This window comes from Pseudomonas sp. 5C2, from assembly GCF_034314155.1.
Lineage (GTDB): Bacteria > Pseudomonadota > Gammaproteobacteria > Pseudomonadales > Pseudomonadaceae > Aquipseudomonas.
Window position 1 is genome coordinate 258,280 of sequence record NZ_JAVIWH010000003.1, and the last position, 22,493, is coordinate 280,772.

Below are 22,493 nucleotides of genomic sequence, written 5' to 3' on the forward strand. Positions count from 1 at the left end.
CTACGCGCAGGAAAACAGGACGTCCAACCCCGCCCGACCGAAGCCATGCACGGGGTTGGGCTCTAGAAGATCAGAGCGCTTTGACCTCGAAGATTTCCACTTCGAAACTCAGCGTCTTGCCAGCCAACGGGTGATTGAAGTCGATGGTCACTTGAGCATCGTCGAACGCTTTGACCACGCCCGGCAGCTCAGTATTGGCCGCGTCGTTGAAGATCACCAGCAGGCCTTCGGACAGCTCCATGTTCTGGAACTGCGAACGCGGGATGATCTGCACGTTTTGCGGATTAGGCTGACCGAAAGCGTTTTCCGGCAACACTTCGACGGTGCGTTTGTCACCCGCCTTGAAGCCGAACAATGCTATTTCAAAACCCGGCAACAGGTTACCGTCGCCGACCTTGAAGGTCGCAGGAGCCTTGTCGAAGGTACTGTCGACGGTGTCGCCGTTCTCCAGGCGCAGGGCGAAATGCAAGGTGACTTCCGTGTTCTGGCCGATGCGTTGCTCAACCAATAACTGCTCAGTCATGAACGGGTTCTCCGGACTTTTTACTTTTGAACATATCCAGCGCCAACATGACCGCGCCGACGGTAATCGCGCTATCGGCAATGTTGAACGCCGGGAAATACCAGCGATTCTGCCAATGCACCAGAATGAAATCGATCACATGCCCCAACACAATGCGGTCATAGAGGTTGCCAAGTGCGCCCCCCAATACCAGCGCCAGCGCCACGGCCAACCAGGTTTCACTTGAACCCAGGCGTTTGAGCCAGACCACCAGCACCGAACTGACCACTACCGCGATCAACGCGAACAACCAACGCTGCCAGCCGGAGCTGTCAGCGAGGAAGCTGAACGCAGCGCCAGTGTTGTAGGCCAGGGTCCAGCTGAAGTAATCAGGGATCACGACAATTTGCTGATACAAGGTCAGCCCATGCTCGAAATAGAACTTGCTGGCCTGGTCAATGACCAGTACCAGCACGCTCAACCAGAGCCAGCTCAGACGGCCGATACGGCTCGCCGTGCCCGCATTAGGCATAGTGACGCACCTCGCCCTTGCCGCTGATATTGTCTACACAACGACCGCAGATTTCCGGATGCTCTGGATCGACACCCACGTCTTCGCGGTGGTGCCAGCAACGGGCGCACTTCGCGTGCCCGGACTTGACCACTTTGAGCTTCAGACCGCTGACTTCGGTGACTACGGCATCGGCCGGAGCATCGAGCAGAGGGGCGACAGTGGCCGTGGAGGTGATCAGCACGAAGCGCAATTCATTGCTCAGCTTAGACAGGTCGGCGACCAGCGAGTCTTCAGCGTACAAGATGACTTCAGCCTGCAGGTTGCCACCAATCGCTTTGGCTGCACGCAGGTTTTCCATCTCTTTGTTGACCGCGACTTTGACCGCCATGATCCGCTCCCAGTAGGCGCGGTCCAGCTCGAAACCTTCTGGCAACTCGCTGAGGCCTTCGTACCAAGTGTTGAGCATCACAGATTCGTTGCGCTCGCCCGGCAGGTACTGCCACAGCTCGTCGGCGGTGAAGGCCAGGATCGGAGCGATCCAGCGCACCAGCGCTTCAGAGATGTGGAACAGCGCGGTCTGGCAAGAGCGACGCGCAGTGCTGTCGGCCGCCGTGGTGTATTGACGATCCTTGATGATGTCCAGGTAGAAACCGCCCAGTTCCTGCACGCAGAAATTGTGCACCTTGGAGTAGACGTTCCAGAACCGGTATTCGCCGTAATGCTCTTGCAGCTCGCGTTGCAGCAGCGCGGCACGGTCAACCGCCCAACGATCCAGCGCCAGCATTTCTTCGGCCGGCAGGATGTCGGTGGCCGGGTTGAAGCCGGTCAGGTTGGAAAGCAGGAAGCGCGCAGTGTTACGGATACGCCGGTAGGCGTCCGCGCTGCGTTGCAGGATCTGGTCGGAAACCGCCATTTCGCCCGAGTAGTCGGTGGCTGACACCCATAGACGCATGATATCGGCGCCCAGGGAGTCGTTGACCTTCTGCGGCGCGACGACGTTATTCAGCGACTTGGACATCTTGCGACCGTTCTCGTCGACGACGAAACCGTGGGTCAACAATTCGCGGTACGGCGCGTGGTTGTCGATGGCGCAACCGGTCAACAGCGACGAGTGAAACCAGCCACGGTGTTGATCCGAACCTTCCAGGTACAGGTCAGCGCGCGGACCGGTTTCGTGGCCCATCGGATGCGAGCCACGCAGGACGTGCCAGTGCGTGGTGCCGGAGTCGAACCAGACGTCCAGGGTGTCGGAGATCTTGTCGTACTTCGACGCTTCGTCACCGAGCAGCTCGGACGCGTCCATTTTGAACCAGGCTTCAATGCCTTCCTGTTCGACGCGCTGGGCAACTTCTTCCATCAGCTCGACGGTACGCGGGTGCAGCTCGCCGCTTTCCTTGTTCAGGAAGAACGGGATCGGCACGCCCCAGTTACGTTGACGCGAGATACACCAGTCCGGGCGGTTGGCGATCATCGAATGCAGACGCGCCTGACCCCAGGCCGGGATGAACGCGGTCTCTTCAATGGCTTTGACGGCACGCTCACGCAAGGTAGCGCCCGTGACCGGCTGCTTGTCCATGCCCACGAACCACTGCGCCGTCGCGCGGTAGATCAGCGGCGTCTTGTGACGCCAGCAGTGCATGTAGCTGTGAGAGATGGTTTCGGTATGCAGCAAGCTGCCGACTTCCGCCAGCTTGTCGACGATGTTCTGGTTGGCCTTGAAGATGAACTGGCCACCGAAAAACTCCAGCGAGTCGACATACACACCGTTGCTCTGCACCGGGCTGATGATGTCGTCGTTGGTCATGCCGTAACTTTTGCTGATCACAAAGTCGTCGACGCCATAGGCGGGCGAGCAGTGAACCACACCGGTACCGGCGCTCAGTTCGACGTAGTCAGCCAGGTACACCGGCGACAGGCGATCATAGAACGGGTGACGGAAGTTGATCAGCTCCAGCGCCTGGCCTTGAGCGGTGGCGATCACTGAACCTTGCAGGTTGTAGCGTGCAAGGCAGGACTCGACCAGTTCTTCGGCCAGCACCAGCAGTTTGTCGCCGACATCGACCAGCGCGTAGGTGAACTCCGGGTGGACGTTCAGCGCTTGGTTGGCCGGGATGGTCCACGGCGTAGTGGTCCAGATCACGACGGAGGTCGGTTTGCTCAGCGCAGTCAGACCGAAAGCCGCCGCCAGCTTTGCTTCATCAGCAATCGGGAATGCGACGTCGATGGTCGCGGATTTTTTGTCGGCGTATTCGACTTCAGCTTCAGCCAGTGCCGAGCCACAGTCAAAACACCAGTTGACCGGTTTCAAGCCCTTGAACACGAAACCGCCCTTGACCATTTCAGCCAGCGCGCGGATTTCCCCGGCTTCGTTGGCAAAGTCCATGGTGCGGTAAGGGTTACTCCAGTCGCCCAACACGCCAAGCCGGATGAATTCGGCTTTTTGCCCTTCAATCTGCTCGGCAGCGTAGGCACGGCACAGCTCACGCGTCTTGTCCGCAGGCAAGTTCTTGCCGTGGGTGACTTCGACTTTGTGCTCGATTGGCAGACCGTGGCAGTCCCAACCCGGAACATAAGGCGCGTCGAAACCCGAAAGGGTTTTCGAGCGGATGATCATGTCCTTGAGAATCTTGTTGACGGCGTGACCGATGTGAATATTGCCGTTGGCATAGGGAGGACCGTCGTGCAGAACGAACTTTGGACGATCCTTGCCAATTTCGCGCAGCTTCTGGTACAGGCCAATGCTGTCCCAGCGCTGCAGAGTTTGCGGCTCGCGCTGGGGCAGGCCGGCCTTCATTGGGAAGGCGGTGTCCGGAAGGTTTAGCGTGGCTTTATAGTCGGTCATTTAAGGCTCTTAATTAGCGATTAGCGCTACTTATGTTACTGGCGCCAATGGGCACGGGCGGCGGCGACATCCGCATTGATCGCCGTCTTCAGCGCCTCCAGAGAGGCGAAACGCTGCTCATCACGCAGCTTTTGGTGGAAAGCCACCGTCAAACGCCGGCCATAGAGATCACCGGTAAAATCCAGAATATGTATTTCCAGGTGGGCACTGCCATCACCTGACACGGTCGGACGTACGCCAATATTGGCGACACCCGGCCATGTTTTGCCATCAATTTCCGTGCTGACCAGATAAACCCCGGTCAACGGCACACGACGACGTTTGAGCTGTACGTTGGCGGTGGGCGTACCCAACTGCCGAGCCAGTTTCTGGCCGTGCAAGACCCGCCCGGCAATCTGAAACGGGCGCCCCAGCAAACGTTCGGCCTGGACGAAATCCGCCGCAGCCAAGGCATCACGAACCTTGGTGCTGCTGACCCGAACCCCGTCTATTTCAACAGTCTGCGCCGCTTCTACGGTGAACCCTTGGGCCGCGCCCGCTTGCTGCAGAAAATCGAAATCGCCGAGCCGATCACACCCGAAACGGAAATCGTCGCCGACTTCCAGATGCTGTACGCCCAGGCCGCCGACCAGAATCGTATCGACGAACTCGGCGGCACTGAGTTTCCTCAGGCGCTGATTGAACGCCAGGCATAACACCAGGTCGACACCCTCACCTGCCAACAACTCGAGTTTGTCACGCAAACGTGTCAGGCGCGCTGGCGCAGTGTCGGGGGCAAAAAATTCACGCGGTTGCGGTTCAAAAATCACCACGCAGCTGGGCACGCCCAACTCGACCGCTCGCTCACGCAAGCGCGCCAGAATAGCCTGGTGGCCACGGTGAACACCGTCAAAGTTGCCAATAGTGGCGACACAGCCCCGATGCTGGGGGCGCAGATTGTGGAGGCCTCGAACCAGCTGCATAACACGCTTCTTGCTCATAAAGTGGCCGATTATAACCACACACAGCCCTGGACGACAGGCAACAGTCCGAGGCAAAACGCAAGCAGTCGGCCTTCAGCCCGAAAAACCGACGATTGCCCCTCCTCTCACCCCCTACATAATCGCCTTGCGAGCGAAGTCCTTCAGGCGAAAACCTAGCAACAGCAACGCACCGAAATAGACCGCGACACCCGCCGTCACCAACGCCCCCAGACGAATAAGGCGCTCAAGCATGTGCCCTTCGTCCCACGCTGGCATGACGTGCATCAGGCCGAGCAACACGCCGGACATCAACAACACCGCGACGACCAGCTTGAATAGAAATTTCGTCCAGCCTGGCTGCGGCTGAAACAGCGCCTGCTTGCGCAACTGCCAAAACAGCAGCCCGGCATTGATGCAGGCGCCCACGCTGATCGCCAGTGCCAGCCCGGCGTGCTGCAGCGGGCCAATGAACGCGAGGTTGAGCAGTTGAGTGACGATAAGCGTGAAGATCGCGATTTTCACCGGGGTGCGAATATTTTGTTGCGCATAAAACCCCGGCGCCAGGACCTTGATCACAATGATGCCCAGCAGCCCCACCGAATAGGCGATCAAGGCACGCTGAGTCATGACGGCGTCCAGCGCATCGAATTTGCCGTACTGAAACAGCGAAACCGTGAGCGGCTCGGCCAGAATCCCCAGCGCCAGGGTGCACGGCAAGACCAGCACGAAGCACAGGCGCAGGCCCCAATCGAGTATCCGCGAATACTCTTGACGGTCTTTGCTGGCGTAGGTTTTCGACAGGACCGGCAGCAGGATGGTACCCAGCGCCACGCCGAGGACGCCGGAAGGCAACTCCATCAGGCGGTCGGCGTAATACATCCAGGACACAGAGCCGGCAACCAGAAACGAGGCAAAAATCGTGTTGATGATCAGGGATATCTGACTGACGGAAACACCCAGAATCGCTGGCAACATCTGCTTCATAACGCGCCAGACACCGCTGTCGCGCAGGTTCAGACGCGGCAGGACCAACATGCCGATTTTTTTCAGGTGTGGCAGCTGATACAGCAATTGCAGAAGCCCGCCGGCCAGCACTGCCCACCCCAACACCATGACCGGCGGATCGAAATACGGCGTCAGGAACAGCGCAAACCCGATCATAGCGACGTTAAGCAGGGTTGGAACGAAGGCCGGTACTGCAAAGCGGTTCCATGTATTGAGGATCGCTCCCGCGAGCGATGACAGGGAAATGAGCAATATATAAGGAAAGGTCACTCGCAACAGGTCAGTGGTGAGCGCGAATTTTTCCGGCGTATCGGCGAAGCCGGGGGCGGTTACCCAGATCACCCAAGGTGCCGCGACGATCCCCAGCAGCGTAACCAGCGCCAGCACCAGGGTCAGCAAGCCACTGACGTAGGCAACCAGCGTGCGCGCCGCCTCCTCGCCTCGCTGGCTTTTATATTCGGCCAGAATCGGCACGAAGGCTTGAGAGAAAGCGCCTTCGGCGAAGATCCGGCGCAACAGGTTGGGCAGCTTGAAGGCGATAAAAAAGGCATCCGTCGCCATTCCAGCACCGAAAGCACGCGCAATAATCGTGTCCCGCACAAAGCCCAATACGCGGGAAAGCATCGTAATAGAGCTGACGGCGGCTAATGATCGAAGTAGGTTCATTGAAAGAGTTGTGCGCCTTGGCTAAAGGACGGGCCCTTAAGCTGCCCGTTTATGCGATACTCCGCGCCGCAGCAGCACAGAGCCAAAGTCCGCGAGTTTACAGGTCGTACGCTGGAAATAAATAACCCGGCGATATACCAGGACCACTCAGCGGAGCGCATCATCTGCCCTTGACAAGACATCAACTCGTCGGCATGATTCGCGGCCTTATTTGTTTGCTATTTCACAAGTCTTTCGAGGAGCTCGACGGTGGCCAACACACCTTCCGCCAAAAAACGTGCAAAACAGGCTGAGAAGCGTCGCAGCCACAACGCCAGCATGCGTTCCATGGTTCGTACCTACATCAAGAATGTAGTTAAAGCCATTGACGCAAAAGACGCTGAAAAAGCGCAAGCTGCTTATGTTCTGGCTGTGCCAATCATCGACCGTATGGCCGATAAAGGCATCATCCACAAGAACAAAGCTGCTCGTCATAAGAGTCGCCTGAACGGCCACGTCAAGGCTCTGAACCTTGCTGTAGCTGCGTAAGCGATAAGCTTGTTAAAAAACCGACCCCAGGGTCGGTTTTTTATTGTCTGCGATTTGATCAGCACACCGAACATTTGCAGGCGTGACCGGAACGCGCAGACTAGCCTTCGCAGACAAAACTACACGCCTCGATCCCTCTTACAGGACGAACGCCAGGCGCACCCTCAAGGCGCGCTGTGTGTCCACGGCAAAATCGGAATGGCTGTCACCGCGTTCTGCGGGCTGCCTTCGATGATTCGGTCGCTATAGACCAAATACACCAGCGTATTGCGCTTTTTGTCGAAGAAGCGAACGACCTGCATGGTTTTGAAAACCAGCGAGGTGCGCTCTTTGAAAACCTCTTCGCCATCCCTCAACGGTTCCTGGAAGCGAATCGCCCCCACCTGCCGGCACGCAATGGAGGCTTCGGCGCGATCTTCTGCCAGACCCAGACCACCTTTCAACCCACCGGTCTTGGCGCGGGACAGGTAGCACGTCACACCTTCGACTTTCGGATCGTCGAATGCCTCGACCACGATTCGATCATTGGGCCCGACAAACTTGAACACCGTCGACACCTGACCGATCTCTTCGGCCGAAGCCATCAAGGGCAACGCCAACAGCACGCCCAACACACCTTTTAAAACTCGCATCACACCTTCCTGCTTCTTAATAGGGGCCGGATCGCAACCGTTCACACCAGAATCAGGTTATCCCGATGCACCAACTCCGGCTCAGCCATATAGCCCAATACACGGACGATGGCCTCGGATGATTGGCCGATGATTTTTTGAGCCTCCAGCGCACTGTAGTTGCTCAAGCCTCGGGCAATCTCACGACCGTCCGGCGCCACGCACACCACCATTTCACCGCGACGGAAGCTGCCCTGCACCAACTTGACGCCCACCGGCAGCAAGCTTTTATTGCCTTGTGCCAAAGCGACCACCGCACCTGCATCGAGCACCAGGGTGCCGCGCGTTTGCAGATGCCCGGCCAGCCACTGTTTACGCGCTGCCAGCATTTCCCGCTCAGGTGACAGCAGTGTGCCCAGCCGCTCGCCCGCTTTAAGCCTCGCCAGCACGCGCTCGATACGCCCACCAACGATAACGGTGTGCGCCCCGGAACGCGCAGCCAGACGCGCCGCGCGCAGTTTGGTCTGCATGCCACCACGACCCAACGCGCCGCCGGTACTGCCCGCAACAGCGTCCAGTGCCGGATCATCGGCACGCGCTTCGTGAATCAGTTTCGCATCAGGATTGTTGCGCGGATCAGCATCGAACATGCCGTCGCGATCAGTGAGGATCACCAACAGATCAGCTTCAACCAGGTTCGCCACGAGCGCCGCCAGCGTGTCGTTGTCACCGAAACGGATCTCGTCAGTGACCACCGTGTCGTTTTCGTTGATCACCGGGACCACGCCCAGCTCGACCAAGGTGCGCAACGTGCTGCGTGCATTCAGATAGCGTTTACGGTCAGACAGGTCGTCGTGAGTCAACAGGATCTGCGCGGTATGGCGACCATGCTCGGCGAAACTCGACTCCCACGCCTGCACCAGGCCCATCTGACCGATGGCCGCAGCGGCTTGCAACTCGTGCATGGCCGTGGGTCGCGCCGTCCAGCCCAAACGACTCATGCCTGCCGCGACAGCACCGGAAGAAACCAGTACCAGTTCGACGCCCGCCTCGTGCAACGCCACCATTTGCTCGACCCAGACACCCATTGCCGCCCGATCCAGGCCCTTGCCATCAGCGGTCAGCAAGGCACTGCCGATTTTCACGACCCAGCGCTGGGCACCCGTCACTTTGCTGCGCATCATCTTCCAACCTTAGCCAGAGAATTTTGGTTAATACAAATCCGAGATACTAAAACGCCGCTATTAAGCGGCGTTTAGTTTACTGCACCCGATCAGTCACGGACGTAAATGATTTCCGGACCATCTTCATCGTCCTCTTCATCATCGCCCCAAACATCTTCTTCGGCATCATGCACGCTCTTCACGCCGCTACGGCGCAGAGCACGCTGATCGTCCAGCGCTTGCAGCTGCGCACGCGCCTCGTCTTCGATGTTCTGATCCAGCTCGGCCAGCTCACGGGCGAACGCCGGATCTTCAGCGATACGCAGGTTACGCTCTTCGAGGTAACGCATGATGTCGCGGCTAAGCTGCTCGGTGCCTTGCTTGGAGATCGCTGAAATGACGTAGACCGGACCGGTCCACTCCAAACGATCCACGATTTCCTTGACCCGCTCTTCGTGCTCCTCTTCGAGGATCTGGTCGCACTTGTTGAGTACCAGCCAGCGATCACGCTCAGCCAGTGACGGGCTGAACTTGATCAGCTCGTTGACGATGACTTCAGCCGCGTCCGGTGCACTGGTGTCATCCAGCGGCGCCATGTCGACGAGGTGCAGCAGCAAACGCGTACGCGCCAAATGCTTGAGAAAACGAATCCCCAGACCGGCACCGTCGGAAGCACCTTCGATCAAGCCTGGAATATCGGCTACCACGAAGCTCTTCCAGCGATCGACGCTGACCACACCCAGGTTCGGAATCAACGTGGTAAACGGATAATCCGCCACTTTCGGTTTGGCCGCAGACACAGAACGAATAAAGGTACTTTTGCCCGCGTTTGGCAGGCCCAGCAGACCGACGTCCGCCAACACTTTCAATTCCAGCTTGAGATCACGCTGATCGCCGAACTTGCCTGGCGTGGTCTGACGTGGCGCACGGTTGGTGCTGGATTTGAAACGGGTGTTGCCCAGGCCGTGCCAGCCACCGCTGGCCACCAGCAAGCGCTGACCAGCCTTGGTCAGGTCACCAATGATTTCCTGAGTAGCCGCATCGATCACCGTGGTGCCGACCGGCACACGCAGCACCATCTCTTCGCCTTTCTTACCGGTGCAGTCAGCACTGCCGCCGTTGGAACCGCGCTCAGCATCGAAGTGCCGGGTGTAACGGTAGTCGACCAAGGTGTTCAGGTTTTCGTCGGCGATCATGTAGATCGAGCCGCCATCACCGCCGTCGCCGCCGTTAGGGCCACCGTTCTCGATGAACTTTTCCCGACGGAAGCTCATGCAACCGTTGCCGCCATCACCTGCTTTTACTCGAATCGAAACTTCATCTACAAACTTCATAACGCACGCCTCCCGCCACAGGGACGAGCTGAAAAACACAAAGACATAAGACTCTTGCAAAAATGAGCGTTGCGATACCGATCAGAAACCAGCAGCCCCAGGGGCCCACATCACAACAGCCCGCACAAACAGTTTTGCGAGAGACTCACCTACATCTACAAACAAAAAAGCCCCGTCGCTAGACAGGGCTTTTCCAGCAACTACGTGATTATGCCGCGACGACTACAGTCTTCGGGACAATGCTCACATAACGGCGACCGAAGGCGCCTTTAACCTGGAACTTGATCACGCCTTCCACTTTCGCGAACAGGGTGTGATCTTTGCCCATACCAACGCCGTAGCCAGCGTGGAATTGGGTGCCGCGCTGACGCACGATGATGTTGCCCGGAATGATTGCCTGGCCGCCATACATCTTGACGCCAAGACGCTTGGCCTCTGAGTCGCGACCGTTACGGGTACTACCACCAGCTTTTTTGTGTGCCATGAGTTCAATACTCCAAATAGTGGATTAGGCTGAATTAAGCCTGAATACCGGTGATTTTGATCTCGGTGTACCACTGGCGGTGGCCCATACGCTTCATGTGGTGCTTACGACGACGGAACTTGATGATGCGAATCTTGTCGTGGCGACCTTGGGAGATCACTTCAGCGACTACAGTGGCGCCAGGAACGACTGGAGCGCCGATGCTGACGTCGTCGCCGTTGCCGATCAACAGAACACGATCAAAAGTCACTGATTCGCCGGTAGCGATTTCCAGCTTTTCGATCTTCAGGTATTCGCCCGGGGCGACTTTGTACTGCTTGCCACCGGTAACAATTACTGCGTACATGGTATTTCTCCGTTAATCCTGCTCACCCAGCTCTTTATAAGTAGAGTATTGGCTGGCATGGCTGCATTGGGCTGGAACGGCCCGTTGCAATTGCGTAAGGCAGGTGCTGCCCAGGAAAGTTAGGGTGCGCGATTGTACGCAAGGCGCAAAAGCGATGCAAGTGCCTAATCAGGATACCTTGACAGGGTCAGGCCCTAGACCTAGCATGCCGCGCAACCCTTTTGGAGCGCCTGTCGCTGATGCAACCCCAAGCTTTCTACCGCACGGTGGCGGACGACTTTAGTGCCGTTGACGTCATTATCAAAAAGCAGCTGGCGTCACGCGTGCCGTTGGTGTCGAAAATCGGCGACTACATTACCTCGGCCGGCGGTAAACGCCTGCGTCCTTTATTGGTACTGTTGTGCGGCAAAGCGCTGGGGCGCGAAGGCGATGACCTGCGTCTGCTGGCGGCTACCATCGAGTTCCTGCACACCGCCACCCTGCTGCACGACGACGTGGTCGACATGTCCGGTATGCGCCGTGGCCGCTCCACCGCCAACGCCTTGTGGGGCAACGCCCCCAGCGTATTGGTCGGCGACTTCCTGTACTCGCGTTCTTTCGAGATGATGGTTGAACTGGGCTCGATGCCCGTGATGAAAATCCTCTCCAAAGCCACGCGCGTCATCGCAGAAGGCGAAGTGCTGCAGTTGTCGAAAATTCGCGACGCCAGCACCACTGAAGAAACCTATATGGAAGTGATTCGCGGCAAGACAGCCATGCTGTTCGAAGCCTCGACTCATAGCGCTGCAGCCTTGTGCGGCGCCACCCACGAGCAAAGTGAAGCCCTGCGCACGTTCGGCGATCACTTGGGCGTGGCCTTCCAGCTGGTCGACGATCTGCTGGATTATCGCGGCGATGCCGAAACCCTGGGCAAAAATGTGGGTGATGATCTGGCAGAAGGCAAACCTACCCTTCCGCTGATCTACACCATGCGCGAAGGCACGCCAGAACAGGCTGCACTGGTGCGCCAGGCTATCCAGAAAGGTGGCCTGGAGGACCTGGAAAGCATTCGCGAAGCCGTCGAAAACGCGGGCGCCCTGGATTACACCGCACAACTGGCCCGTGATTACGTCGCCAAGGCCATTGCTTGCCTTGAAGTGCTGCCAGCGAGCGAATACCGCGATGCGTTGATCGAGCTGAGTGAGTTCGCGGTAGCGCGCACGCACTGAGACACAGCGGCACCCCATTTACAGACACGTCAGCTCCAGAATCGCGTACACCGCGACAGGTGCACCCGGCACAGATTATGTGCGAGAACTGACGTGTCTGCGAATGCGACCTCGCTCCCCCGCCAATCAAATATCCAATAGTCCCTTGCTATTATATTAATAAGAATTATTCTCATCTAAACCCAGAAGGAGATGAGACATGACTTATTTGATTGATGCCTGGCTGGACCGCCCACACCCTTACCTGCGAATCATCCATCGTGAAACCGGAGAGGTTTGCACGGTGCTGGAAGAGGACGCGCTGGACGAACTGCGTGATCAGGGGGATCTGGACGTTACAGGACTGTGTTCGAGCGAACCCTGCGTACTGAAGGAGATGGTGCGAAATCTGTTTTTATTTTGCTACGCGCGGGCGCTACGCCCTGCCGGTGAACTGCACTGAACATGCGCGCTGAACGCAACATGCCTGCCTGTCATGATTGAACGGATCAGGACGATCCGTTCAACCATCATCTGCTTACAACGCGACGGTTACAGAACGTCCAGCAGCTCGACGTCAAATACCAGAACGCTGTGCGGAGGAATGCCGCCGACGCCTTGTGCGCCGTAAGCCAGTTCGCTCGGAACGTGCAGACGCCATTTGCTACCGGCGTTCATCAGTTGCAAGGCTTCAGTCCAGCAGGCAATCACGCCACCAACCGGGAATTCAGCAGGCTCGCCGCGATCGTAAGAGCTGTCGAACACCGTACCGTCGATCAGCGTGCCGTGGTAGTGGGTGCGAACCTGATCTTCGCGCGATGGCTTGGCGCCTTCACCGGCGTTCAGGATTTCGAATTGCAGACCTGAAGCCAAGGTTGTAACGCCCTCACGCTTGGCATTCTCAGCCAGGTAAGCCAGGCCAGCACCCGCAGCTTGTTCAGCCTTGGCCGCTGCTTCTGCCTGCATGATTTCGCGGATGACTTTGAAGCTGGCAGACATTTCGTCCTGACCTACACGGCTTTCTTTACCGTGGAAGGCGTCATTCAGGCCCGCCAGGATCGCGTCCAGGCTGATGCCCGGTGGCGGGTTATCACGCAGCTGGTCACCCAACTGACGACCAATGCCGTAGCTGACGCGGGTTTCGTCGGTGGACAAGTTAACTTCGGACATAACACTGCTCCGCTGAGGGGGCGCCTGGAAAAGACCGGACGTGGGCACGCTGAGCGGCTAATCCACGGCTCGCCTGAAGACGCCCCGAACCAAAAGGGCAAGCAGCCTAGCACAGATGAGCAAGCGCTCCCTACCCGCAGGTATCACCACGCAGAGTGGAAGGCTATCGGCACACTCAGGGGTTGTTCGTCGACATTGTGCAGACCGCACATTTCGTCGTGAACCACGGCGTGCACCAGATTGAACGGCACCTTTGGCAAGGTGTGCAGCAGATCCCGAGCATGCTCCACGGAGCGTAAGTGCAAGGTTTTGCCGTTCAAGTCATTGAGCGGGTACGCCACGCCACGTACGCGGGCCTCCAGTAAATAGATGCCCCCTTCCATAGAGATCAGATTCAATTCATCCACAAGCCCTGCATGGGCAAAAGCGGTCAGTTCCTGGAGATTCATGAGAAGGCCCTGTCAAACTGTACCGATGAGTCAGAAGTATAAGTCTTGTACAGGACGGCGAAATCACAACCTGGAAATGACACCGCCCGTCCATTACCTCTCCGAAGAACGCAAAGGCCAGACGTCTGATGGTGGATGGTCAAAACTCTTAGCACTTTCATCGTCCCAGCCAAGCTATTCACACATGCTTAAAAAATCGTGGCCGTTTGTGCAAAATGGTTGATAGGTACTGTAAGAAAGATTCACTCGAGCAAAACTATAACCAAGGATATAGAAGCAGGGAGCGCCCCGGGGGGCTCCCTGACACACGTTAAAAACAACAGCACCCGACGAGAACGTGTAACGAACCTCGTCAGCGCCGCGAACTCAAACCGGGGACATTCGCTGACAACGCGAACCTTCTCCGTTTATGCGACGCAACTCGCCTTGCAGGTGTACCTGCCAAATGGGGACGTCTTCGGCCACCTGATAGCCGTGCAACGTCAGGCTTTCGGCAATGGCCATCAATACCGATTCAGCGGCCAGTGGCCCATGGAAAGGCCCTTGAGCCTTGAGTGCGGAGGGTTGCTCGTCAGACATGCCGGCGGCGAACAGTAACGTCCACATACCGTTATCTCCTGAGAGCGGGCGAATCACACATTCGATACGGGTGACCAGACCCAGACATTGGCGGGTAAGACAGAGGCTGCGCGACATGGCGAGCTCCTCGATAGATACAGTGTTCGCCCCTCGAACCGCAGGAAGGAGCGCGTCAGTCCTTTTGACAACTGTGATATGTGCCAGAGTAGAACAAAAGCAGAATTCGAAAAGCACCCGCAGTGACTGGGCGCCGAATGGTCATGCCACCACTGCGGCGCCCTGCCCTTTCAATCCGCTTTTTTTGCCAAGGCCTTGAGTTCCGGCTGCAACTGCGCCGGCTCTTTCCCCAGCTCCTTGAGCTCTTCATCACTGAGCATCTCGGCAATGTCCCGCAAACGCTCAACCACACGGGCGTTAACGCTGCCTTCCGGGAACTGACCGTCTTCATCTGGCGCACCGGCAGGCTCGCCAACCAACAGGCTCAGCGCCTCATCGGCCTGACGCACCGCGTACACATGGAACTGCCCGGCACGCACGGCTTGCAGCACACGCTCGTCGAGCATCAGGGTGGCCACGTTCGCCTGCGGAATGATTGCGCCCTGCTCGCCAGTCAAGCCACGCGCTTCGCAGAGACGGAAGAAGCCTTCGATTTTTTCGTTGACCCCGCCCACCGCCTGCACTTCACCAAACTGATTGATTGATCCGGTAATGGCGAAACACTGCTTAAGCGGTGTTTTCGACAGTGCCGAAATCAAGGTGCACGCTTCGCCCAGTGACGCACTGTCGCCATCCACATAACCGTAGGATTGCTCCAGAGCGATGCTCGCGGAAATCGCCAGCGGGAATTCCTGCGCGTAGCGGCTGCCCAGATAGCCCGTGAGAATCATCACCCCCTTGGAGTGGATAGGCTGACCCAGGTTGACCTCGCGTTCGATATCGACAATACCGCTGCCTCCGGGATAAACCGTCGCCGAAATCCGCGCAGGTACGCCAAACGCCGAGTCGCCGACTTCCAGCACCGTCAGCCCGTTGCACTTGCCCACGGCCGCACCGGCGGTGTCGATCAGGATGATGCCCGCGAGCATGTCGTCGAGAATCCGCGCCGACACCCGGCCCGTGCGCGTGGCCTTGGCCTTGAGCGCGCGCTCGATGTGCCCGGCATCGGTCTTGTCGTCACTGGCCAGTTGGCGAATGAAATCCGCCTCGCTGACCAATTGGAACAGGTCTCCGATGCGCGCCGATAACCGGCCCTGATGCTCAGCCAGGCGGGCGCTGTACGTGGCCAGGCGGGCGACAGCGTCAGCGGTCAACGGCGCCATGCCTTCTTCGGAGGTGCGGGTTTTGAGCAACTGGGCGAACTGCTCCAGCGTCTCGTCGCCCATCGGGATGTCTTCATCGAAATCCACCAGTACCCGGAACATCTCCTGAAAATCCGGATCGGCGTCTTGCAACGCGTAATACAGTGAACGCGCACCAATGATGATGACTTTGACCTGGAGCGGAATCACTTGCGGGGTCAAAGTCACCGTCGCCAGACGACCCAACTCGCCCAGAGGCGATTCCATTTTCAACTTGCGCGATTGCAAGGCGCGCTTGAGCGCATCCCAGACAAACGGCTCGCTGAGCATTTTTTCGGCTTCGAGCACCAGAAAACCACCGTTGGCCCGATGCAGTGCACCGGGGCGCAGTTGACGGTAGGTGGTGTATAGAGCGCCTTGATCGGTGCTGTATTCGATGCGCCCGAACAGGTTGTCGTAGGTGGGATGCGGTTCGAAAATCACCGGCGCGCCCGAATTGACCGGATGGTCGACCACTAAACTCGGGCAGTATTGTTCTTCGAGCAGCTTGCGCGCCTCGGCGTCGGTCTTGCTATCGTCGACCAACTGCTCGACCACGGTTTTCAGCAGGTAGACCTGCACCCCTTGCAGGTAAGCGCAGACCCCGGCGTTCTCGTCGTACTTCTCGGACAACGGCGCCAGCAACGGCTGCAAGGCCAGGGTGATGGTTTCTTCATTCAACTGACGCATCTGGTTGCTGGATTCACGCTTCCATTGCGGCAGGCTGGCCAGCTCCTCGTTGAGGCGCTCTTCCAGACCGGAAATGTCGGTATGAAAACGCTCACGGTCCACTTCAGGCAACTGCGAAAATTCGGCCTCGTCCAGCGCCTTGCCTTCGCTCATCGGCGTAAAGGCAATGTTGGTGCTGTCGCGGTAAAGGGCGACTTCTTTTTCCAGGGCCAAACGCTCGATAACGTCCAGCGCTCGGTCATAACGTTGATTGAATGCGCGGTCGATGGCGCTTTTTTTCTGTTGGTACGACGGGTGTTCGAACACCGCCGGGAAGGTCGCCAGCAGGTTATCGATCAGGCCATTGATATCCGCAATGAACGCACCCGCGCTGCCAGGAGGCAACTCCAGTGCGCGCGGCTCGCGCGGTTCATCGAAATTATTGACGTAAACCCAGTCCGACGGCGTCTCCATGCGCTTGCCTTCGGCTTTGAGGTAGCGCTTGACGAAGGAGAAGCGGCCGGTACCGGGCTCGCCCATCACAAATACGTTGTAACCGGGGCGCGGCATGGCCACGCCAAACTGTAAGGCTTCGACTGCTCGCTCTTGGCCGAGCACACCGCGAAAGGGTTCCAGATCATTGGTTGTCGTGAAGCTGAACTGTTCAGCGGAGAAAGGACGTGTCAGCGCTTCAGGCGCAAGACGCAAGCTGGCAGCAACAGGATCGGGCATCGGACATCCTTACATCGAGCGGGGCAGATAGCGGCATTCTGGCGCTCGCTGTACCCCGCTGGCAAGGCACGGTGCGGCCGATTTTTTTGCACGTAAAAGCTTCACTCTCCTTAATGGGAGAAAAGTCTCCAACCCTATAACAATTTGCAATAAATCACGGAACCCCTGGATCGGACCTAAACTCAAACTTGCGCAGCCAGTCATAACAACTCTGGCTTGCCCTGGCGCAATGACCGGCCAGGAACCTTGACCCTTGGTTGATCACAAAAGAGACTAAAGCTATGAAACGGATTCTTCTTGGTACTCTCTTCACCGTCGCATCCCTCAACGCCATGGCCCAAGCGCCAGGTGGCCCGGATTGCGGCTGGGGCAATATGCTGTTTGAAGGCCAGCGTGGAACTCCAGCCCACTTTCTGGCTTCCACCACCAACGGCACATCGGGTAACGCCACCTTCGGCATGACCTCCGGTACAAACGGCTGCTCCACCAACGCTGCCTTGACCTACGGCGGTAAATCCTGGCTTTCCATGAACGGCATGATGGACGAGCTTTCCAAAGACATGGCCATGGGTCAGGGCGAAGCGCTGACCACGTACGCGGTCGTGTTGGGCGTTGCACCACAAGACCGTGCGCATTTTGCCGCAGTCACCCACGAGCACTTCCAGCAGATTTTCAGCAAAGCAGATACAACGGCCGAAGATGTCCACAACAACACCCTCGCGGTGTTGAAAAACGACCCTCTTCTGGCGAAATACGCAACTCAGGCTTAAGCTCGCACCGCCTGCCCCCGCCTCAGGGGGCAGGCCCCTGTTTACGACCCCGAACATTGATTGCCCTGCCTCCTGACTAGTTGCCCTCTATGCTCAAACGCCTTGGTTATGTGGCGCTCTGTATCTGCGCCCCGCTGTATGCCTCGCCGCATATCGACAATGATCGCTTGCAGCAACTGGCAAATACGCAGTTCTGGATATCCCTGGGGCACTATGAAACGGCCAAGCTGGGTGGCTGGCGCAGCTATGTAGATGACCCCAAATTTTTTCTTGCTGCCAACGGTGCCCACGATCCTGCAGCGGAACTGAGCGCCACGCTCGATGCGATTTATGCCCCCGTCAGCAGCTTCGACACCCTGGCTCAAAATAACCACGCCCAATGCGTTTACCCGGCACGGACCCGCTGGCTGCGTGACCAATTGCAGCTGAGCGACCTGCCCGCCGTAGACTGCAAAGAATTCAAGCAATGGTTCAAGGACGTGGCACCCGACAGCGCCGTGTTGATCTTTCCGGCCGCTTACTTGAACAGCCCTTCCTCCATGTTCGGTCACACCCTGTTGCGCATCGACCAGGCTGACGTGCAGACCAATCACACCGCCCTGCTCAGCTATGCAATTAACTTTGGCGCGTACATCGAAGGCATGGACAACAGTATTCTGTACGCGTGGAAAGGCTTGATGGGCGGTTATCCAGGCCTCTTCGCACTGGTGCCTTACCAGGAAAAACTGTCCGAATACCGCAGTCTGGAAAACCGTGACCTTTGGGAATACCGGCTGAACCTGACCCACGAAGAAACCGGGCGGATGGTCGAGCATGTCTGGGAGCTCAAGCAGATTCGCTTCAGCTATTTTTTCTTCGACGAAAACTGCTCGTATCGCTTGTTGGAGCTGCTACAAGTCGCACGACCCGGCCTGAACCTGACCCAGCACTTCCCGCTGACAGCGATCCCGACCGACACCGTACGCGCCGTGAAAGACGCAGGTCTGGTGGAGAGAACCGACTATCGCCCGTCCCGCGAGCGAGAGTTGCTCAGCCGCGCCGCGCCCCTTGAGAGTGAAGAACAGCAATGGGTGCTCAAGGTCAGCGCCGATCAGAAGCAATTGCAAAACAGCGATTATCTGACCCTGTCCAAAGAACGCCGCGCGTTGATTCAGGACGCCGCCTACCGCCTCGAACGCTATCGCGCAAATGGTCTGGAACGCGATACAGAACGCTCACAGCGCAGTTTCGAGCTGCTGCGTGCGATCAACCAGAATCCCCCGCCACCACTGGACATCGCACGCCCCGGTTTAACGGAAGACGGCCATGAGTCTCGTACCTGGCAATTGGGCGCGGGCAGCCGTGATGACAAGGCGTTCGCCGAATATGGCCTGCGCATGGCGTATCACGACCTGAACGACAATGCCTATGGTTTCCCGCTGGGCGCGCAGATCGAGATTCTCCAGCTAAAATTACGTCAATACGAAGGGAATCACTGGCAGGTCCAACAGTTCGATCTGGCAACCATTCGCTCGCTGACTCCACGCAACGCCCTGCTCCAACCCTGGTCCTGGCAAGTCTCCGGCGGACTGGAACGGGTGCTGGGTAAACATGCCGATGAAACCCTGGTCAGCCACGTCAACGGTGGCGGCGGCGGCACTTGGCAACTGACCGACGACATGCTCGGTTTCGCATTGGGCACCGTGCGCATCGAACACAACGCCGACTTCGCGGCCCTGGTTTCGCCTGCTGCAGGCTTCAACACTGGCCTGCTGTGGCGCAACCCGCTGGGCAACCTGAGCCTGGAAGCCAAGGGAGATTACTTCACCAATGGCGAAGTACGCCGCAGCATCAGCCTGAACCAGCAATGGGAACTGTCACGTAACCTCGGTCTGCGCCTGAGCGCCCAACGCGAGTACAGTCAACTGGCTTCGCCGGTCAACGAAGTGATGCTGGAAATGAAGTGGTATCACTATTGATCTTCAGCGTCTTCACGAACGCTTTCGCGGATAAATTCGCGGGTAATGCGACGCGACCATCACCGTTCTAAAGCCCACTAAAGGGAGAAAAGCCATGAGCCGCGCCTTCGTCAATGAAGATCAAGCCGCCGAGCAAGCCGACCAACCGGTGGAACGACGAGTCAGCGAGCAGCCCAACTACGTGACCGCCCGCGGCCTCGTGCAGTTACAGACGCATGTGGCCGAGTTGCAAGCGCAGTACAGCGAACAATCGGCCCTGGGAGATCAAGCTGACAAACAACGTCAGGCCGACATCGAGCGCGATCTGCGCTACTTCAACCAGCGCCTGCAAAGCGCCCAAGTGGTCGTACCGGCCCTCTCGACTGACAAGGTATACATAGGTAGCTGGGTGACGTTCGCCGATGAGAGCGGCGCAGAGCAACGGGTGCAGTTGGTGGGTGAGGACCAGGCCGATGCGGCCAGCGCCTTGATCAACTGGGGCTCACCGCTGGGCCGAGCGTTGCTGGGCGCGCAACCGGGCGATGAGGTGCTATGGAAGCGCCCTGCGGGGGATCAGTTGATTGAGGTGATCAGGATAGAGGCGGAGGCTTGATTTATTGCGATCACTTCGTGATCGTTCGCAGACAAGTCAGCTCCCACGGCCTAGCGGTCAGACGCGGAGGCCGTGTGGGCAATGCTTTTAGGAACTGACTTGTCTGCGAAGACGGCATCTCAGACACAAGCGATATGCCTGAACTAAACCCCACATGAAAACGGAGCCCGAAGGCTCCGTTTTCATGGCAGATCAAATCACGCCAGTTTCTTGTGACGTACCCGGTGCGGCTGGGCCGCGGCTTCGCCGAGGCGTTTTTTACGGTCAGCCTCGTACTCGGTGTAGTTACCTTCGAAGAACACGGCTTGCGAGTCATCTTCGTACGCGAGGATGTGCGTCGCTACCCGGTCCAGGAACCACCGATCGTGGGAGATCACAATGGCAGCGCCCGGGAAGTCGAGCAACGCTTCTTCCAGCGAACGCAGGGTTTCCACGTCGAGGTCGTTTGACGGTTCGTCGAGCAGCAGCACGTTGCCGCCCTCTTTGAGTGTCAATGCCAGGTGCAAGCGACCGCGCTCACCGCCAGAGAGGTCCTTGACGAACTTCTGCTGATCGCCACCTTTGAAGTTGAAGCGGCCAACGTAGGTGCGCGACGGGATTTCATAGTTGCCGATGCGGATCACATCGGAACCATCGGAAACCGCCTGGAACACCGATTTGCTGCCGTCCAGATCGTCGCGGCTCTGATCCACGCACGCCAGCTGCACGGTTTCACCGACTTCAATCGTGCCGGAGTCCGGTTGTTCCTTGCCCATCAGCATGCGGAACAAGGTCGACTTACCTGCACCGTTACCACCAATAACCCCGACGATAGCGCCTTTAGGCATGGAGAACGACATGTTGTCGATCAGCACGCGATCGCCATAGCCTTTGGAAACGTTCTTGAACTCGATGACCTTGTCGCCCAGACGTGGACCGGCGGGGATGTAGATCTCGTTGGTTTCGCTGCGCTTCTGGAATTCCTGCGATTGCATTTCTTCGAAGCGTTGCAGACGGGCCTTGGATTTCGATTGGCGCGCCTTGGCACCTTTGCGAACCCACTCCAACTCGTCTTTCATGGCCTTTTCATGAGCCGACTGCTGCTTGGATTCCTGGGCCAGACGATCGGACTTGGCTTCAAGCCAACCCGAATAGTTGCCCTCGTAAGGAATACCGGCACCGCGGTCGAGCTCAAGAATCCAGCCAGCGACGTTATCCAGGAAGTACCGGTCGTGCGTGATCGCAACCACTGTGCCCGGGAAGTCGTGGAGGAAATGCTCCAGCCAGGCGACGGAATCGGCGTCCAGGTGGTTGGTCGGTTCGTCGAGCAACAGCATATCCGGCGCGGACAGCAGCAGACGGCAAAGGGCCACACGACGCTTTTCACCACCGGACAGGAATTCGATCTTCGCGTCCCAGGCCGGTAGACGCAGCGCATCGGCGGCGACTTCCAATTGACGGTCCAGGTTATGACCGTCGCTGGCTTGCAGGATGGACTCAAGCTTGGCCTGTTCGGCAGCCAGCTTGTCGAAGTCGGCATCCGGCTCGGCGTATTCGGCATACACCTGATCAAGGCGCGCCTGTGCATTTTTGATCACGCTGACCGCTTCTTCGACCACTTCACGCACGGTCTTGGTCGGGTCCAGCTGTGGTTCTTGCGGCAGATAGCCAATGTTGAGCTCAGGCATTGGCCGAGCTTCACCGTCGAACTCAGAGTCGACACCGGCCATGATTTTCAACAGTGTGGATTTACCCGAACCGTTCAAGCCCAGCACACCGATCTTGGCGCCAGGGAAAAACGACAGGGAGATATTTTTCAAAATTTCCCGCTTCGGCGGCACAACTTTGCTCAGCCGATGCATGGTGAAGACGTATTGAGCCATGGAAAGAAAACCCGGTATCTGTAACTGTGATAAAGCGCGGGCTTAGAGCGCGCCTCGGAAATAGCGGTGCAATTTTATTTATCTCCGGCGCTTGCCGCCAGAGAGATTGACCCTTTGATTGAAAATGCGCCGACCGGACATCGATTGCCGACATCACGTTATCTGGATATGGATCAATGCTTGCAGGCAGTGAAATCACTATCGTTAGAAACGGCCTAAACCGCACATCAA

21 protein-coding genes are annotated in these 22,493 nt (G+C 57.8%); 6 read left to right on the forward strand and 15 right to left on the reverse strand.

The features are described 5' to 3' along the window. Positions 1-70: 70 nt before the first annotated feature. From RGU44_RS15920 to murJ, 5 genes are all read right to left on the reverse strand, one after another. Positions 71-523, reverse strand: coding sequence for a peptidylprolyl isomerase (locus tag RGU44_RS15920; protein WP_322182008.1), 453 nt, complete (start codon positions 521-523; stop codon positions 71-73). Continuing rightward, positions 516-1,034, reverse strand: a complete 519-nt coding sequence (gene lspA / locus RGU44_RS15925; protein WP_322182010.1) for a signal peptidase II — start codon at positions 1,032-1,034, stop codon at positions 516-518. Before lspA ends, RGU44_RS15920 begins: the two co-directional genes overlap by 8 nt. After that, complete coding sequence (gene ileS / locus RGU44_RS15930) at positions 1,027-3,858, reverse strand: isoleucine--tRNA ligase (protein ID WP_322218042.1); 2,832 nt, start codon at positions 3,856-3,858, stop codon at positions 1,027-1,029. The genes lspA and ileS overlap by 8 nt, the downstream gene beginning before the upstream one ends. A gap of 35 nt (positions 3,859-3,893) precedes the next feature. Continuing rightward, a complete protein-coding gene (ribF, locus tag RGU44_RS15935; protein ID WP_322182014.1) occupies positions 3,894-4,820 on the reverse strand; it encodes a bifunctional riboflavin kinase/FAD synthetase in 927 nt (308 codons plus the stop codon). A gap of 132 nt (positions 4,821-4,952) precedes the next feature. Beyond that, positions 4,953-6,491 (reverse strand): murein biosynthesis integral membrane protein MurJ, encoded by a 1,539-nt coding sequence (murJ, locus tag RGU44_RS15940; RefSeq protein WP_322182016.1) that lies wholly within the window; start codon positions 6,489-6,491, stop codon positions 4,953-4,955. A gap of 249 nt (positions 6,492-6,740) precedes the next feature. Between murJ and rpsT the strand changes: the two genes are divergently transcribed. Further along, on the forward strand, positions 6,741-7,019 hold the full coding sequence (gene rpsT / locus RGU44_RS15945; protein WP_219062599.1) for a 30S ribosomal protein S20: 279 nt from the start codon (positions 6,741-6,743) through the stop codon (positions 7,017-7,019). Positions 7,020-7,183: 164 nt separating this feature from the next. Here rpsT and RGU44_RS15950 read toward each other — a convergent pair whose 3' ends face one another. The 5 genes from RGU44_RS15950 to rplU all read right to left on the reverse strand — a co-directional run bounded on the left by RGU44_RS15950 (position 7,184) and on the right by rplU (position 10,957). Further along, entirely contained in the window at positions 7,184-7,651 is a 468-nt protein-coding gene (locus tag RGU44_RS15950) for a CreA family protein (RefSeq protein ID WP_322182018.1), read from the reverse strand. Positions 7,652-7,692: 41 nt separating this feature from the next. Continuing rightward, positions 7,693-8,811 carry a glutamate 5-kinase gene (gene proB / locus RGU44_RS15955; RefSeq protein WP_322182872.1) on the reverse strand — a complete coding sequence of 373 codons (1,119 nt, stop codon included), beginning with the start codon at positions 8,809-8,811 and terminating at the stop codon, positions 7,693-7,695. Positions 8,812-8,903: 92 nt separating this feature from the next. Next, the gene (cgtA, locus tag RGU44_RS15960; protein ID WP_219062601.1) at positions 8,904-10,127 is read right to left on the reverse strand and encodes an Obg family GTPase CgtA; all 1,224 of its coding nucleotides are present in this window, start codon (positions 10,125-10,127) and stop codon (positions 8,904-8,906) included. 208 nt (positions 10,128-10,335) lie between these two features. Continuing rightward, the gene (gene rpmA / locus RGU44_RS15965) at positions 10,336-10,611 is read right to left on the reverse strand and encodes a 50S ribosomal protein L27 (RefSeq protein ID WP_048359284.1); all 276 of its coding nucleotides are present in this window, start codon (positions 10,609-10,611) and stop codon (positions 10,336-10,338) included. Between the two features lie 34 nt (positions 10,612-10,645). Beyond that, positions 10,646-10,957, reverse strand: a complete 312-nt coding sequence (gene rplU / locus RGU44_RS15970) for a 50S ribosomal protein L21 (RefSeq protein WP_219062603.1) — start codon at positions 10,955-10,957, stop codon at positions 10,646-10,648. A gap of 239 nt (positions 10,958-11,196) precedes the next feature. Between rplU and RGU44_RS15975 the strand changes: the two genes are divergently transcribed. Next, a complete protein-coding gene (locus tag RGU44_RS15975; protein WP_322218045.1) occupies positions 11,197-12,165 on the forward strand; it encodes a polyprenyl synthetase family protein in 969 nt (322 codons plus the stop codon). 199 nt (positions 12,166-12,364) lie between these two features. Further along, positions 12,365-12,607, forward strand: a complete 243-nt coding sequence (locus RGU44_RS15980; protein WP_322218047.1) for a hypothetical protein — start codon at positions 12,365-12,367, stop codon at positions 12,605-12,607. Between the two features lie 89 nt (positions 12,608-12,696). Here the strand turns inward: RGU44_RS15980 and RGU44_RS15985 are convergent, their stop codons facing one another. The 4 genes from RGU44_RS15985 to RGU44_RS16000 form a co-directional block, all read right to left on the reverse strand. After that, positions 12,697-13,314, reverse strand: coding sequence for an FKBP-type peptidyl-prolyl cis-trans isomerase (locus RGU44_RS15985; RefSeq protein ID WP_322218050.1), 618 nt, complete (start codon positions 13,312-13,314; stop codon positions 12,697-12,699). 143 nt (positions 13,315-13,457) lie between these two features. Next, positions 13,458-13,763 (reverse strand): DUF6482 family protein, encoded by a 306-nt coding sequence (locus tag RGU44_RS15990; RefSeq protein ID WP_322182027.1) that lies wholly within the window; start codon positions 13,761-13,763, stop codon positions 13,458-13,460. Positions 13,764-14,129: 366 nt separating this feature from the next. Further along, positions 14,130-14,459, reverse strand: a complete 330-nt coding sequence (locus tag RGU44_RS15995) for a hypothetical protein (RefSeq protein WP_322182029.1) — start codon at positions 14,457-14,459, stop codon at positions 14,130-14,132. Between the two features lie 170 nt (positions 14,460-14,629). Beyond that, positions 14,630-17,080 carry a Lon protease family protein gene (locus RGU44_RS16000; RefSeq protein ID WP_322182031.1) on the reverse strand — a complete coding sequence of 817 codons (2,451 nt, stop codon included), beginning with the start codon at positions 17,078-17,080 and terminating at the stop codon, positions 14,630-14,632. Between the two features lie 281 nt (positions 17,081-17,361). Here RGU44_RS16000 and RGU44_RS16005 point away from each other — a divergent pair, with 281 nt between their 5' ends. From RGU44_RS16005 to RGU44_RS16015, 3 genes are all read left to right on the forward strand, one after another. After that, positions 17,362-17,850, forward strand: coding sequence for a DUF3015 domain-containing protein (locus RGU44_RS16005; protein WP_322182032.1), 489 nt, complete (start codon positions 17,362-17,364; stop codon positions 17,848-17,850). Positions 17,851-17,939: 89 nt separating this feature from the next. After that, complete coding sequence (locus RGU44_RS16010) at positions 17,940-19,808, forward strand: DUF4105 domain-containing protein (protein ID WP_322218053.1); 1,869 nt, start codon at positions 17,940-17,942, stop codon at positions 19,806-19,808. A 94-nt stretch (positions 19,809-19,902) separates the two neighbouring features. Then, positions 19,903-20,400, forward strand: a complete 498-nt coding sequence (locus RGU44_RS16015; protein WP_322218055.1) for a GreA/GreB family elongation factor — start codon at positions 19,903-19,905, stop codon at positions 20,398-20,400. Positions 20,401-20,597: 197 nt separating this feature from the next. Here RGU44_RS16015 and ettA read toward each other — a convergent pair whose 3' ends face one another. Next, complete coding sequence (gene ettA / locus RGU44_RS16020; protein ID WP_322182038.1) at positions 20,598-22,262, reverse strand: energy-dependent translational throttle protein EttA; 1,665 nt, start codon at positions 22,260-22,262, stop codon at positions 20,598-20,600. Between the last annotated feature and the right edge of the window lie 231 nt (positions 22,263-22,493).

Excerpts from the sequence above, each read along its gene's own strand:
- RGU44_RS15920 (WP_322182008.1), bottom strand. The coding sequence starts at position 523 with ATGACTGAGCAGTTATTGGTTGAGCAACGCATCGGCCAGAACACGGAA.
- lspA (WP_322182010.1), bottom strand. The coding sequence starts at position 1,034 with ATGCCTAATGCGGGCACGGCGAGCCGTATCGGCCGTCTGAGCTGGCTC.
- ileS (WP_322218042.1), bottom strand. The coding sequence starts at position 3,858 with ATGACCGACTATAAAGCCACGCTAAACCTTCCGGACACCGCCTTCCCA.
- ribF (WP_322182014.1), bottom strand. The coding sequence starts at position 4,820 with ATGCAGCTGGTTCGAGGCCTCCACAATCTGCGCCCCCAGCATCGGGGC.
- murJ (WP_322182016.1), bottom strand. The coding sequence starts at position 6,491 with ATGAACCTACTTCGATCATTAGCCGCCGTCAGCTCTATTACGATGCTT.
- RGU44_RS15950 (WP_322182018.1), bottom strand. The coding sequence starts at position 7,651 with ATGCGAGTTTTAAAAGGTGTGTTGGGCGTGCTGTTGGCGTTGCCCTTG.
- proB (WP_322182872.1), bottom strand. The coding sequence starts at position 8,811 with ATGCGCAGCAAAGTGACGGGTGCCCAGCGCTGGGTCGTGAAAATCGGC.
- cgtA (WP_219062601.1), bottom strand. The coding sequence starts at position 10,127 with ATGAAGTTTGTAGATGAAGTTTCGATTCGAGTAAAAGCAGGTGATGGC.
- rpmA (WP_048359284.1), bottom strand. The coding sequence starts at position 10,611 with ATGGCACACAAAAAAGCTGGTGGTAGTACCCGTAACGGTCGCGACTCA.
- rplU (WP_219062603.1), bottom strand. The coding sequence starts at position 10,957 with ATGTACGCAGTAATTGTTACCGGTGGCAAGCAGTACAAAGTCGCCCCG.
- RGU44_RS15975 (WP_322218045.1), top strand. The coding sequence starts at position 11,197 with ATGCAACCCCAAGCTTTCTACCGCACGGTGGCGGACGACTTTAGTGCC.
- RGU44_RS15980 (WP_322218047.1), top strand. The coding sequence starts at position 12,365 with ATGACTTATTTGATTGATGCCTGGCTGGACCGCCCACACCCTTACCTG.
- RGU44_RS15985 (WP_322218050.1), bottom strand. The coding sequence starts at position 13,314 with ATGTCCGAAGTTAACTTGTCCACCGACGAAACCCGCGTCAGCTACGGC.
- RGU44_RS15990 (WP_322182027.1), bottom strand. The coding sequence starts at position 13,763 with ATGAATCTCCAGGAACTGACCGCTTTTGCCCATGCAGGGCTTGTGGAT.
- RGU44_RS15995 (WP_322182029.1), bottom strand. The coding sequence starts at position 14,459 with ATGTCGCGCAGCCTCTGTCTTACCCGCCAATGTCTGGGTCTGGTCACC.
- RGU44_RS16000 (WP_322182031.1), bottom strand. The coding sequence starts at position 17,080 with ATGCCCGATCCTGTTGCTGCCAGCTTGCGTCTTGCGCCTGAAGCGCTG.
- RGU44_RS16005 (WP_322182032.1), top strand. The coding sequence starts at position 17,362 with ATGAAACGGATTCTTCTTGGTACTCTCTTCACCGTCGCATCCCTCAAC.
- RGU44_RS16010 (WP_322218053.1), top strand. The coding sequence starts at position 17,940 with ATGCTCAAACGCCTTGGTTATGTGGCGCTCTGTATCTGCGCCCCGCTG.
- RGU44_RS16015 (WP_322218055.1), top strand. The coding sequence starts at position 19,903 with ATGAGCCGCGCCTTCGTCAATGAAGATCAAGCCGCCGAGCAAGCCGAC.
- ettA (WP_322182038.1), bottom strand. The coding sequence starts at position 22,262 with ATGGCTCAATACGTCTTCACCATGCATCGGCTGAGCAAAGTTGTGCCG.